Genomic DNA, 13,146 nt, shown 5'->3' on the forward strand with positions numbered 1-13,146 from the left:
ATTATAAAATACAAAAAATAACGTATGAATTTCAGTAGAAGAAATCTTTTATGGTTAACAGCAGTGGTTTTTCCTTTGGCCTTTACCGCTTGTAGCAAGGATAAAAATGATACCCCGGCTTCGGAAAGCGCTACCATTACCGTAGAAAATGTCCTGAATTCCCAGCCACTGGTAGAATCCGGCACTTTCAAAGGCACTGGTACTCCTCCTGTGATCCTGCCCGGTCAATCAGTTTCTATTCAGTTTTCAGCCGCAAAAGGAGAGGCCATCTCTTTTGCAACGATGTATGGCTGGTCCAACGACTTGTTCTTTGCACCTGCTAACCCTGGTATCCTGGTGTACGATGCAACAGGCAATCCCATAGAAGGAGATGTTTCTTCCCAGGTAAAACTGTGGGATAACGGAACCAGGATCAACCAGGTACCTGGCGCTACAGTAAATCATCCCGGAGTAGCTGATAACCAGAATATTGCAGAAGTAAATGGTACAGATGCACAGGGTAATACCTATCTGCCTGCTTCTTCCCTGGTAAAGGCCACTTTGAAATATAACGGAAACTCCGGCTTTACACTTACCCTGGAAAATACTTCCGGTGGTACTGCTAACGAAACGCCGTTAAGTCCGGGTGTATGGTCTGTTTCTTATATCGTAGGCGGTCAGTTACTGAATGCGGCTCCATTATATGCCGCTGGTAAACCTACTGCAAACGGGCTGACAGGCATTGCTGAATCTGGTGATAATACAACGCTGAGCGCTTATATAAGTGGCATTACTGGCGTTTTTACGCCATTATCTCCAATACTGGTAGTCGTGTATAACGGTATAGATAACCCCATTTATAAAACGGGTGAGAACGACAGGGGCGAAGGTTTAAAGTTAATAGCACAGCAAGGTAATGCGGATGTGCTGGCAGCAGCTTTGAAGACTAAAGCCGGTGTAAAAGCGGTGTATGTGCTGGCAGCAGCTACCAGTAAGGTATTATTGCCTGTTATCAATGGTGCGGCAGGTAGCAGTGTTTCTCAGGCGATTACAGTCACGCAGGGAGACCGTATTGCTATTGCTACTATGTATGGATTTTCGAACGACTGGTTCTTTGCTTCTTCCGGCAACGGTGTTGATGCTACTCAGAAGGGAGATATTTCAACCAGTATAGCGTTATATGATGATGGGACGGCTATCAGTCAGTTCCCCGGCGCTGGCATTACTCAGTTTAACCTGGCTGGTACACCGCTTGCCGAAAGCAAAGCTATCGCGGCAGTACCCAATCCCAATGAGTTTACCACCTTACCAGCTATACAGAATTTTATTCGTGTAACGATTAAATAGCTGATTTAACTCAAAAGGTAGACCCTTACAGGGTTTACCTTTTGAGTATTTGATTAGTAGATATTAATATGTATGTTTATGCTCCTATTGAACTGTAGCTGAACAAATATATTATGAGTATTGCCAACGAACAGGATGCCACTGTTTCTTTTTTTACGAATTGCTATGAAAACGATTGGGAACGGGTACTGACAGAGAATCGCTTAGAGACCATGATTAAGCGCTGCAATTATGATTTCCTGGAAAGAGTACTGATCATAAATAATGTGAAGGATAGAACTAAAGTAGAGCAATACGCTATTGAAGCTGTCAGCAAAAATATTATCGACGCTTATTACTTTAGTGAAGATTACAGTGAGAAGGTCCTGTCTGCATTTTCAATAAAACGGGATAGCTTCGTTTTAGATTTTTATGATGGATACTGGTACAGTATGGGCCCGCTGAGCGCCGTTTATTTCTGTAAAGGAAAATACCTCTTATACTTTACCTGCGATTGTATCATGGAGCCCAAGGGGACCTCCTCTCACTGGATAGCGGAATCAATAACTGCATTGCAAAACGACTGTTCAATATTTGTAGCGAATCCTTTCTGGAATGATAATATAGTAGAATCCAGACACGATAAATTTAAAGAAGAGAATAATTTTATCCATGTCTCTGCATTTTCTGATCAGTGTTTTATGGTAGAGAACAGCCGTTTGCATGGTGATATTTATAATACCTATCATTACGCTTCTGAGAAATACCCTATCTACGCCGGTAACCTGTTTGAGAAGCGCGTGTACAGTTATATGTGCAACAATAAGTTTACCAGGATCACAAGAAATGATGTTTACTATATTCATGAGCGGTTATTAAATCATGATCTGGAAGGTAAAAAACAACATATAGATCTCTTAAAGGAATTTAAAAAAATAGCTTCTGTCTGCTCCAGAAAATTAAGAAAATTTGTGTACAAGAAATTCATGGGGCATCAAAATGTAGATTATAGCAATGCAAAAAACGGGTGTCTTGATTTCCGGATCAAAGCAATTCGTTAACCCTATATGGAAGCTGCGTCTAACAGATGCTCCAGTACACATTCTTCGGGAATAACACGTGCTGCATCTTTCCATTTAATGAGCCTTAGATTTTTTGCAACAATTTGCGCATAGGGAAATAAAGATAATTTAAATGTCTCATTTCTGAGAAATTTGTCTAAATTTGCAATTCATGTTAGAGGATACCAGGCAAAATATCATCAATGCTGCCATCTTCATTTTTAATGAAGACCTATCTGCACCGCTGGAAAAGGTGGCAGATCAGGCAACTGTGACGCGCAGAACGCTTCACCGGTATTTCAGCAACAGGGAAGAACTGCTGGCTGCCTGTAATGAGGAAATGCAGAAAAGCTGTGGTCTGGCGATGAAAGCCGCGGAACAGCGTTCCGATGATCCATTGGTACAACTGGAATATTTACTGTATGCCGCTATTGATTGCGGTGTTAAATATGCCTTTTTGCATAAACTGCATCATATGCACGGACATCAGCATGTACATAAGGATAAAGATTGTGCCAGGTATGACAGGACATTTGGTAAGATTCAGCACATCATAGAAAAATTAAAGGATAAAGGAATTATCAGTAAACTGATCACCGTAGAATGGATTGCAATATTTTTTCCTGGTATTGTAACGGCTTCTATTAATTCACATGCTTCAGGTAATATGGATAATGAGCACCTTAAAAAGCTTGCCTGGTTCTCCTTTAGCAAAGGAATAGGTGTGTAAAATTTTTTGTATATACATGTCTCATTTGTGAGACTTAATTAAAGTGATATGAAAGAAAATAACGATGTTGATGTAGTTATTATTGGTGGTAGTTATGCGGGTTTAGCTGCTGGAATGTCTATGGGGCGTGCCTTACGTAATGTGCTGATTATTGATAGCGGGAACCCCTGTAATAAACAAACACCTCATTCTCATAACTTCCTTACCCAGGATGGTCAAACGCCGGCATACATTACGGAAACGGCATTAAGCCAGGTATTGGCATATCCTACTGTTAAATTCACAAAAGACACCGTAACGGATGTTACGGGATCCGATAATCAGTTTGTAGTTACCACGTTATCAGGAACAGTTATCCATGCGGGAAAGATCCTGTTTGCAACAGGTATTAAGGATATTATGCCTGCCATTGAAGGATTTTCTGCCTGCTGGGGAATATCTGTGATCCATTGCCCGTATTGCCATGGATACGAGTATAGAGGTCAGTATACAGGTATCTTGCTGAATGGAGAGACGGCTGTGGAATTTACGACGCTTATTAGTAACTGGACGGATAAACTGACTGTTTTTACGAATGGGAAATCTACTATTCCTGCGGGATCAATTAAGGCAGATATAGTAGAAAAGGAGATTGCACGTATTCATCATACGAACGGGCGAATGGAGTACCTGGTATTTACAGATGGCAGCACTCAACACCTGAATGCGTTGTATGCAAGACTGCCTTTTGTACAGCATACTACTATTCCTGCAGCTTTGGGATGTAAGCTGACTGAACAGGGTTATATTGAAGTCAATGAATTTAAGAATACCAGTATACCGGGTGTATTTGCCGCCGGTGATAATACAACGCCTATGAGGTCTGTAGCAGGCGCTGTTGGTGCGGGCACTTTAGTCGGGGCAGTCATCGTGAGGGAATTACTGGGGATGTAGTCTTTGTGTTATATTTGTGATATCTGACCATTAATGATATAACCCATGATCTACAAGCTCTTCAAAATGCCTTTCGTCGGCTCCTTCATGGTAAAGTGGAGAAGCCCTTTATCTGATGCAGAGAGCCTGGAATGGCAGCCTGTTTCTGCTAAAAGTAAATCAGGCGGTATTATACAGGGACTCTTTGCAAAAGCTAAAACAGAGGACGTAAAAGCGACTATCGTATTAGGGCATCCGATGGGAAAAGAGGCCAAAGGTTATTTTCTAAAAAATGGCTATGCTGAGTTTTTAAGGAATAATGGCTTTAATACACTGGTGTTCGATTTTAATGGTTTTGGAGAGAGTACGAACGGAAGCTTTTCTTATTTTGAAGATGTACTGGCAATTGCTGCCGAGGCAAAGAAGATCACTCCCTCATTGCCTATGGGGTATCATGGCGTGTCTCTTGGGGCGCAATGGGCGATCATCTCATTTACAGATGCCTCTCATCCTTTTACATTTGCGATAGTGGAAAGTCCGTCTGCTACAACAGAAGAGTTCTGGATTAAATATCCTGCTGCATATAAAACATTAAAATTCCTGAATTTCCTTCTACCCGGGTACGCAAAGAAAATCCGCCCTGTTGAAAGAATAAAGGAAATAAAGAATCTGCAGTCTATGTTATTGATTTATTCTTATGCAGATGAATGGACTCCTGTTGAAATGGGGGAGAGATTAAAAGCGAATAGCGCTGTACCTACTGAGTTATGGACAGTGAATGATGCCGGGCATACGCTGATTATGAAATCTGATGAACAGGAAGCCTATAAGCAGAAGATATTGGAATACTTTAATACAGCTATCCTTTCAGGGAAATAAAAACCGGGCCGTCTCAGGCATAGGAACTCAATAGCAACTAATATACCTTCTATATGTATTCAGCAAAACGACTCCGTTAGAGTCCCCTAAAACTACTAATTACTGGCTTATTGTTTGCTGTGTATCTGACTAAACTGTATGTACAATGAGTTTAAGAGCGATTATCCCCATTCTGCTATTAAGTACATCAAACGCATTTCCCCAGCAAAAGACAACCCTGACTTATAGTGTGAAGGGCAGTGATACATTGAAGATGGATATATACAGCAACCAGGATATACAGGAGAAAAAACCTTGTGTATTATTTGTATTTGGTGGAGGTTTTTTTATGGGACAACGGGATGCTGATTATTATGCTGTTTACTTCAATGAACTTGTTCAGCATAATTATAAAGTAATTACTATTGATTACAGACTCGGATTAAAGGGTAATAAGAAGAAGATTTCTCCGCTGAACACCAAACCTTTGAAAGAGGCTATTGAAATGGCTGTAACAGATCTTTATGATGCCACGGCTTATCTGATTAAAAACGAGGATAAACTGGGGATAGATACTTCCATGATGATGCTCTCCGGATCCAGTGCAGGTGGTATTACTGTTTTGCATGCAGACTGGGAAAAGAGAAATCATACAGATATTACATCACAGTTGCCGGAAGATTTTCAGTATAAAGCGGTACTCTCTTTTGCGGGCGCTATCTTAAGTTATAAAGGCAAGCCTTCCTATAAGATCCCTCCGGCGCCTACTATGTTGTTTCATGGTACCGAAGATAAAGTGGTTATTTATAATAAAATAAGACTTTTCAATAAAGGATTTTTTGGATCTAAGGCGCTGGCTAAAAGATTCAGACAGAAAAAATACCCTTATTATTTTGAGCGGGTAGAAGGGATGGGACATGAAGTAGCAGGTTCCCCAATGAAGGAGAACCTGGATGATATTTTGTGGTTTATTGATGCGTATGTTTATAAGAAGAAACAGTATCTGATTGAAGTTGATTTCAATGATCTGCAGAGAAAGCGGACGTTTAATATGAGACCGGTGCAGTAAAATTATTTAAACAGATCATTAAAGGCACTATAAGTGACTGCGCCAGATGCAAAGCTGAAAGTACCCTGCTGATGAATTTCTTCTGCGGCGTGAAGGAAAGAACTATATGCCACACGTGCCAGGGTAGAACCCAGACTAACCCTTTTTACGCCAATGGCGGCCAGATCAGCTATTGTGAAGGTAGTCTGTGACAGGCCGGCTACAATATTCACAGGCCGGGGCGCTACAGCCTTTACAACGGCCGTGATCTCTTCCAGTGTTTTTAGCCCTGGTGCAAAGAGAACATCAGCTCCTGCATCAGCGAAGGCTTCCAGTCTGCGGATCGTATCTTTCAGGTCTGGTCTGCCATGGATGAGGTTCTCTGCCCTTGCTGTAAGGGTAAAGTGGAAGGGAAGGCCTCTGGCCGCTTTAACAGCAGCTTTCACTCTTTCTACGGCAAGCCCGAACGGAATGATAGGATCTTCAGGGCGGCCCGTTGTATCTTCTATAGAACCACCAACAACACCAATACCGGCGGCCAGCAAAATTGTTTCAGCACAGGTTTCCGGATCGATACCGTAACCGTTTTCCAGATCTGCGGAAACAGGAAGGGTTGTAGCATTGACAATGTCCTGTGCGTTCTTCAAGGCTTCTTCCCGGCTAACTGCACTTTCCCCGTCTCTTTTTCCCAAAGAAAAGGCGAGTCCTGCACTGGTAGTAGCTAAGGCTTCGAAGCCTGTAGCTGCCAGCATCTTTGCAGATCCTGCATCCCAGGGATTAGGAATAACGAAAATACCTTCACGTTCGTGGAGTGTTTTAAATACCTGGGCTAAGACTTGTTGTGATATCATTGTATGAGGTTATACTGCAAGGTAAAAAATATTATAAGGATGGTACCAGTTTCGCCGATAAATCCGGTTCTTTCATATTCTTATCCAGCGGGAACATCGGGGTTTATTCTTATGCCCTGAAGTAAAAGCCATGCCCACTATCGCGCTGCAAAATAGAATTAGAAAACACGCACGCTTCATAGGTGATTTTTTAGATATTAAATACGGTATTCGACCTGTTGATTGAAAAGTACTAAAAAAATGTATTATTTCTTAGTATATATAAATAAGATAATTTTTCTTCCTTGTTAGATACAGCGCGCTTTTTTGTGGGTATTAAAATCCGGTTTTTGTATTGTAGCTTGCGTGAAATATAACCATAGACACAGACACAAATAGCCCGGAGGCAGCCCTACAACTGTCTTTGAATTACGTGTATCCCCGTCGTGTTAGTATTGCCACAGTTTACAACCAGTCCCATGTCTATCTACAACCAACCCAGAAAGAGGGTGATCCAGTTAATTATTGCAGCAGGAGTATTCGTTATTGTCGGCAGGTTATTCTTCCTGCAGGTAATGGAGAAGAAATATTCCAGGTTATCAGATGCCAATTCGGTATTGAGGAAAGTCGTGTATCCCGGCCGTGGCATTATTTATGACCGTAAAGGCAGGAGCGTACTACAGAATGATGTGATGTACGATCTGATGGTCACACCGTCCGGCCTGAAAAACATTGATACCGGTTATCTGTGTAATATATTGGGCATAGATACGGTGGAGTTCAAAAAGCGCATTATTGCAGCTGTTATTAAAAACGGCAGGGTAAGGCAATCCGTATTTGCATCTTTATTATTACCCGCAACTTTCAGCAAACTACAGGAGAGCATGTATATGTTTCAGCCTGGCTTTGAACTGATACAGCGGCAGATCCGTTCTTATCCTTACCATGCGGCAGCCAACATATTAGGTTATATAGGAGAGATATCCCCGCAAATGCAGGCGAACCCTGTTTTCAGCGCGTATCAGATGGGCGATTACCTGGGTATGACCGGATTGGAAAGGACTTATGAAAATGTGCTGATGGGGCAGCGCGGTACACAGTACCTGTTAAAGGATAATCTGAACCGCCCGCAGGGAGCTTATGAAAGGGGAGTGTTTGATACGGCCGCTGTTGCTGGTAAAAACCTGGACCTGTCGCTTGACATTGATTTGCAGGTGCTGGGGGAAAGACTGATGCATAACAAGATAGGCAGCATTGTAGCCATCGATCCTCAAACGGGAGGTATACTGGCGCTGGTGAGCGGCCCTACCTATAATCCTAATCTGCTCACCGGTTCTTACCGGGCCAGGAATTTCAGCAGGCTGTTTGCCGATACGACCAAACCATTGTTCAACCGTGCGATACAAGGCACTTATTCCCCCGGGTCATCTATAAAGCCATTAACGGCCTTAATTGCCCTGGATGAAGGGATTATCACCCCCGACTATGGCTATGCCTGTAACGGGGCTTATTGGAGCTGCGGACGCCGTATAGGCTGTGAACATAGTGATGCCGGTCATGCTGCCAATCTGCGGCTCGCTATCTCTCATTCCTGCAACTCATATTTTGTAAACCTTTACCGCATGGAAGTAGATGCCCGAAAATGGGGTAGTGTAAACGAAGGGCATCAGAAGTGGCATGAATACATGACAAATTTTGGATTGGGACATCGCCTTGGCATTGATATTCCGGCAGAAAATCCGGGTTATGCTATTGATACGGCCGGGATGAACAAACGATACCATGGTCAGTGGAATTCCTGTACAGAACTATATGTAGGAATGGGGCAGGGGGCTGTGGTGGTTACGCCTTTGCAAATGGCGAATGCCATGTGTATCATTGCCAATAAGGGATATTATTACCCGCCACATTTTGTGCGGCAGATTGAGAATGATAGTTCTGGTTTGCTGGATAAATATAAGGAGCGTCATGTGGTGGCACATATTACGGACACCGCTTACAAATCAGTGATATACGGGATGGAAGACGTTGTAGAGAGAGGGTCCGGACGTAATGCACAGGTGGAAGGAGAGATCATTTGTGGTAAAACAGGGACGGCAGAGAATAACGCTATCGTGAATGGAGTACTTAAAAAGATGAAGAGCCATGCATTCTTCGTAGCCTTTGCTCCGCGGGATAATCCTAAAATAGCTATTGCGGTAATTGTGGAGAATGTTGGTTTTGGTAACACTTTTGCTGCACCTATAGCCTCATTGATGATGGAGAAATACCTGCACGACACTATTTCGGTAAAGAAGAAAATGATCGTAAAGAATATTCTTGATAACAATACAATGGATCCCGTTGTACAGGCGAAATCCAGGCTGGATTCCCTGAACGGAGCTACGGCCAGACTAACCACTGATCAGATACTTAATTTCTACTTTCATAATTAATTTTATATTTACAGGCATATCCCATAAATAAGTATTATGTCCTTTTCCTATGCCCTTCTGAGTGTACCTCCGGTATTACTGATGTTGCTGATGCTTCTTGTTTTCGCTTTCACCGGCGGATTATCTACCTGGCTTTTCCGGAAATTCATACGGGTAAGAGTACTGAGATCGCATAATGAGGTAACGGGTAATATCTTTGCCTGTGCAGGAGGGTTGTATAGCCTGCTGCTGGCCTTTGTGGTTTTCCTGGTATGGGATGGATTCAATGATGCCGGTTCACATGCTGATATGGAATTCAGTGTGGCGAAGGGTTTATATCGTGATATTCAGTTTTATCCGGATACAGCGGAATCAGGAAGAATAAAAAGAGTATACCTGGAATATATCAACAAAGTGATAACAGAAGAATATCCCGCCATGGGGCGTCTGGAGCCAATGCCTTTGTCAAGTAAAAAAGCATTTGATAATGTATTCATTGCGATAGAACAGATGCAGCCACAAAATATTAATCTGAATGCCAGATCAGATGAAATGTTCCGGCATCTGAACGAGTTAGCTACTAACCGTAGTTTACGACAGTTATCTGCTAACACCGGTATCCCTTTTGAATTATGGTTACCCATATTAATAGGTGGTTTGATCACACTTATTTTTGTTACCATGCTGGATATTGAAAATATGCGTTTACATATTTTCCTGAGTGCCATGCTGGGTGCTTTTATCGGTTTAGTGATATACCTCATTGTTATTCTTGATTATCCTTTTTCCGGATATCTTAGCATACAGCCGACAGGTTACCGGGAGATCTTACAATGGGAAAAAGCTTTGTAATTAAAAGCTCCGTTAGAAACTAAATTGAATAGAACTTTAATTAAACTTTTATATTAGATCTTTACAAACTTAATCGTCGCAAGCTTTGCATTTGTTCCTCTCAATACCACAATATATACACCGTTTTCCAGGTTGCTTACGGGGATGTTTATGCTTGTCTGGTTTTTTATTTGTGTAGAGATGTATAATAGTTTCCCGTCCACACTGCGTATCTCTAAAGAAGACCAGCTATCAGTTGGTTTCAGGGGCGCTAACGTAAGTACGCTGCTCACCGGATTTGGATATAAACGGATACCATATTCGGAAGCCGGTACAGGATCTACTGCTGTTATCAGTTGTACGGTGAAAGTAAGCGGCGTACTGAATGCAATGTCGCTGCTGAGACATCCTGCATTGCTTGTCAGCTTACAGAGAACTTTATCTCCTGTTTTTGCCGGTAAATAAGATAAGGCAGTTGTTGTTGCGCCGGAGATGTTAGTCCAGGTATGATTGCTGGTGCTGTCCATCCACTGATAAAGCGGGGATGTACCTTCATGTGTAACAGTGGCAGTGAGCTGCGAAGCTGTTGACATGGGAAGGACTACCGGGCCTTTTATGACGATCGTTGGCGTAACGATACTATCCACGTATACTGTGATGATATTACTTGTTGCGGTTTGTGTGTTACAGGTATTGGTACTGGTGAGTTTTACCTGTACAGTGGAACGGTCTGTCAGTATACCTGAGAACGTGCTGCTGTTAATGCCTGCTGCTATCCCGTCTACCAGCCATTGATACACAAGTGTATTCCCTCCATTTTCTGTTTTCGCTGTAAAGACGAAAGATGTCCCATAACAACCAGTAGGATCTGTTGTACTGATAGATACAGCAGGTGGGGTATTTATTGTTAATGTTACAAAGAAGACCTGGCTGGTATCGTTCCCTATTTTACACCGGTATAACGATGCCGCCTGTATGTTTGTTAATGAAAGTGACTGCGCTGTTTGTCCGGATATATCGGTATACCCGTTGCCGGTATTCTGCTGCCATTGATAACTGGTACTGGAGAGGGCAGAGCTAAGGGTAAGATCACTGCCTGCGCATACCTGTGTAGTATCTATGGTAACGGGATTTATAATATTGATATCAACCAGACTAAGAGACGTGAATGTACTGCCTGTACCTACTCTCATATAAATATCCAGGGAATCTAATCCTGTGATGCTGTCGTATACAATAGCCCTGTTGTAATCGGGCGTATCAGTAGAGGAATACCTTGTTTCCATTGTTTTGGCGCTGGTCCATGCCTGACTGCCAAGACGTGTTTCCATGATCCTTGGTGTGGTGGTATTATCTACACGTGCGCCCCATAATTTGAAACGGTATGTTTTCTTAGCGGTTAATCCGGTGATATGCAGTATCACTCCATTAGGATTGATAGAGCTATACAGGAACATGTTATCAGATAAGGCAGTCGCCGGGTAGTCATTGGAAGCCACGGTAAAGCCGTTGAAGTTGATGCCCCTGGTGGTCGCTGTTGTATTGTAAGTTCCGTCCGGCTGGCCTGTGATCTTCATGGAAATACCTGTAGCGCTGTTATTCGTTGTTACAAGTTTAGAGATAGTGGCACCGTCCCTGAATCCCGAAGAACCACCACTGCCAAACCAGTTATTCCAGTAGTCGCCATAAGCATCGGGAGAAGCAGTAGCCAGACCAGCAGGCGTGCCATTCGGCAGTACAGTATTCACGCCATCACCACCCAGGTCTACCAGTATACGATTAGGGCTGCTGATGTTAACAGGAGCGGTGCTGGAAGCCGAAGCAGGTAAAACGACGGTATTGGAATAAGCGGAATACGTTGTATTGGTATAGAGCGCTTTTACGCGGAAGTATTGCAGACCGGTACCGGTATAAGTCTTTTTTACAAGGGTAGGGTCGGAGATCACATCCAATTGTGTCCAGGTGCTGCCATCTGCAGATGTTTCTACAACATAACCGGCAACGCCCTGTATGACCGTGAAGTAAGATTTCCAACGGGCAAAGAGGCTGTCAGCGATCTGTTGGTTGCCTGTAGTATTCAGGTGTACACCATCACCTGCCCCATAGCCTGTTTTTATCCGGGCAGCGGTGGTGGCCGTTGAATCGACGGTATTGCTAAAACCTTCTACATATCGTTTGGGCCATATTACCCGGATACTGTCTGCGAGTGTTTTCAGCTGTTGTTGCTGTGCATCTGTAAAAGTATTCCGTGGCTGTGTTGTTTCCCAGAAAACAGGAATGCCTCTGTTGAGGGCCATCGTATCCAATTTCCTGAAATTAGCCAGGATTTGATTAATCGTTAGTCCGTTGGCGATATCGTTAGTAGGAAGAGATATAAAGATAAAATCAGGATTGCTATTGAGAGCGCTGTCGATATTGGTACCGGCATTGCCGCCCTCAGTAGCAGGCATAAGGTTCGCACTGGCATAGCCGGCAACAGCCAGGTTGATCCAGACAGGATTTGTTGTATTGTTGTTTAACCAGATGGAGATCTTGTCTCCTAATCTATCAGGGTATGTGAGTAAATAACCTGCCAGGGTAGAGGAGCCTAATCCTGCCACACGAGGGCCTGTACTTAATGTTTTGTCATTAGTTGCCCAGCGTAAAGTGTAAGTATTATCCCCGTTATTATATACTCCCGCGTTTAGAACTGTTTGTGAAAAAACAGGTAAAGAAGCCAGCCAGAGAACCAGCACACACATATACTTTTGCATAGGGACTAATACATTGTTCACATGATATGGACCTCGAAAAATTTCGTATAATAGGGCCCGTTGGGACGAAGTTAGTATATCTGAAATAAAGTAATAAATGATAAAAGTGTGAGTTATTTATTAATTTCTATATATGATGTAGAATCTGGTGAAATATTTGTTGGAGATAATAGACTTAACCGGTCTGGCGGTATCCAGATGCATATATTATGAATATTTCAGGTAATGAAACAACGGGACTCGATATCCGTCAGGAAATTGCAGGAAGGGCTATGGAAGCGATCATTTCAGGAGCGTATGCCAATAACACGATTGTCACTCCCAAGGAGGCGGCAAAGCTGGCTTTTGACTTCGCAGAGGCGTTTATAGCTGAGAATAACAAACGTCTGGCATAGCTGACTGCT

General features: G+C 42.8%; 11 protein-coding genes. 9 read left to right on the forward strand and 2 right to left on the reverse strand.

Annotated features, from left to right (window positions below):
- The first annotated feature begins 24 nt into the window (after nucleotides 1-24).
- From GO495_RS13870 to GO495_RS13895, 6 genes are all read left to right on the forward strand, one after another.
- Nucleotides 25-1,326 (forward strand): spondin domain-containing protein, encoded by a 1,302-nt coding sequence (locus GO495_RS13870; protein WP_157300299.1) that lies wholly within the window; start codon nucleotides 25-27, stop codon nucleotides 1,324-1,326.
- A 113-nt stretch (nucleotides 1,327-1,439) separates the two neighbouring features.
- Nucleotides 1,440-2,366, forward strand: a complete 927-nt coding sequence (locus GO495_RS13875) for a hypothetical protein (protein ID WP_157300300.1) — start codon at nucleotides 1,440-1,442, stop codon at nucleotides 2,364-2,366.
- Between the two features lie 172 nt (nucleotides 2,367-2,538).
- On the forward strand, nucleotides 2,539-3,096 hold the full coding sequence (locus GO495_RS13880) for a TetR/AcrR family transcriptional regulator (RefSeq protein ID WP_205691260.1): 558 nt from the start codon (nucleotides 2,539-2,541) through the stop codon (nucleotides 3,094-3,096).
- Between the two features lie 48 nt (nucleotides 3,097-3,144).
- Entirely contained in the window at nucleotides 3,145-4,029 is an 885-nt protein-coding gene (locus tag GO495_RS13885) for an NAD(P)/FAD-dependent oxidoreductase (protein WP_157300302.1), read from the forward strand.
- A gap of 45 nt (nucleotides 4,030-4,074) precedes the next feature.
- Nucleotides 4,075-4,887 (forward strand): alpha/beta hydrolase, encoded by an 813-nt coding sequence (locus GO495_RS13890; protein WP_157300303.1) that lies wholly within the window; start codon nucleotides 4,075-4,077, stop codon nucleotides 4,885-4,887.
- Nucleotides 4,888-5,032: 145 nt separating this feature from the next.
- Nucleotides 5,033-5,935 (forward strand): alpha/beta hydrolase, encoded by a 903-nt coding sequence (locus tag GO495_RS13895; protein WP_157300304.1) that lies wholly within the window; start codon nucleotides 5,033-5,035, stop codon nucleotides 5,933-5,935.
- Nucleotides 5,936-5,937: 2 nt separating this feature from the next.
- Here GO495_RS13895 and GO495_RS13900 read toward each other — a convergent pair whose 3' ends face one another.
- Nucleotides 5,938-6,765: an isocitrate lyase/PEP mutase family protein gene (locus GO495_RS13900; RefSeq protein ID WP_157300305.1), complete on the reverse strand. Its 828-nt coding sequence runs from the start codon at nucleotides 6,763-6,765 to the stop codon at nucleotides 5,938-5,940.
- 458 nt (nucleotides 6,766-7,223) lie between these two features.
- Here GO495_RS13900 and mrdA point away from each other — a divergent pair, with 458 nt between their 5' ends.
- Both mrdA and GO495_RS13910 read left to right on the forward strand, forming a co-directional pair.
- Complete coding sequence (gene mrdA / locus GO495_RS13905; protein ID WP_157300306.1) at nucleotides 7,224-9,179, forward strand: penicillin-binding protein 2; 1,956 nt, start codon at nucleotides 7,224-7,226, stop codon at nucleotides 9,177-9,179.
- A 36-nt stretch (nucleotides 9,180-9,215) separates the two neighbouring features.
- The gene (locus GO495_RS13910; protein ID WP_157300307.1) at nucleotides 9,216-10,010 is read left to right on the forward strand and encodes a bestrophin-like domain; all 795 of its coding nucleotides are present in this window, start codon (nucleotides 9,216-9,218) and stop codon (nucleotides 10,008-10,010) included.
- A 53-nt stretch (nucleotides 10,011-10,063) separates the two neighbouring features.
- On the opposite strand, the gene GO495_RS13915 is transcribed toward GO495_RS13910, so the two are convergent.
- A complete protein-coding gene (locus GO495_RS13915) occupies nucleotides 10,064-12,742 on the reverse strand; it encodes an SGNH/GDSL hydrolase family protein (RefSeq protein WP_157300308.1) in 2,679 nt (892 codons plus the stop codon).
- 209 nt (nucleotides 12,743-12,951) lie between these two features.
- Between GO495_RS13915 and GO495_RS13920 the strand changes: the two genes are divergently transcribed.
- Nucleotides 12,952-13,137, forward strand: a complete 186-nt coding sequence (locus GO495_RS13920) for a hypothetical protein (RefSeq protein WP_157300309.1) — start codon at nucleotides 12,952-12,954, stop codon at nucleotides 13,135-13,137.
- Nucleotides 13,138-13,146: the final 9 nt, after the last annotated feature.

Origin of the sequence: Chitinophaga oryziterrae (assembly GCF_009758125.1) — a bacterium.
Lineage (GTDB): Bacteria > Bacteroidota > Bacteroidia > Chitinophagales > Chitinophagaceae > Chitinophaga > Chitinophaga oryziterrae.

Coding starts and splice junctions, on each gene's coding strand:
- GO495_RS13895 (WP_157300304.1), top strand. CDS start 5,033: ATGAGTTTAAGAGCGATTATCCCCATTCTGCTATTAAGTACATCAAAC.
- mrdA (WP_157300306.1), top strand. CDS start 7,224: ATGTCTATCTACAACCAACCCAGAAAGAGGGTGATCCAGTTAATTATT.
- GO495_RS13920 (WP_157300309.1), top strand. CDS start 12,952: ATGAATATTTCAGGTAATGAAACAACGGGACTCGATATCCGTCAGGAA.
- GO495_RS13880 (WP_205691260.1), top strand. CDS start 2,539: ATGTTAGAGGATACCAGGCAAAATATCATCAATGCTGCCATCTTCATT.
- GO495_RS13875 (WP_157300300.1), top strand. CDS start 1,440: ATGAGTATTGCCAACGAACAGGATGCCACTGTTTCTTTTTTTACGAAT.
- GO495_RS13915 (WP_157300308.1), bottom strand. CDS start 12,742: ATGCAAAAGTATATGTGTGTGCTGGTTCTCTGGCTGGCTTCTTTACCT.
- GO495_RS13870 (WP_157300299.1), top strand. CDS start 25: ATGAATTTCAGTAGAAGAAATCTTTTATGGTTAACAGCAGTGGTTTTT.
- GO495_RS13890 (WP_157300303.1), top strand. CDS start 4,075: ATGATCTACAAGCTCTTCAAAATGCCTTTCGTCGGCTCCTTCATGGTA.
- GO495_RS13900 (WP_157300305.1), bottom strand. CDS start 6,765: ATGATATCACAACAAGTCTTAGCCCAGGTATTTAAAACACTCCACGAA.
- GO495_RS13885 (WP_157300302.1), top strand. CDS start 3,145: ATGAAAGAAAATAACGATGTTGATGTAGTTATTATTGGTGGTAGTTAT.
- GO495_RS13910 (WP_157300307.1), top strand. CDS start 9,216: ATGTCCTTTTCCTATGCCCTTCTGAGTGTACCTCCGGTATTACTGATG.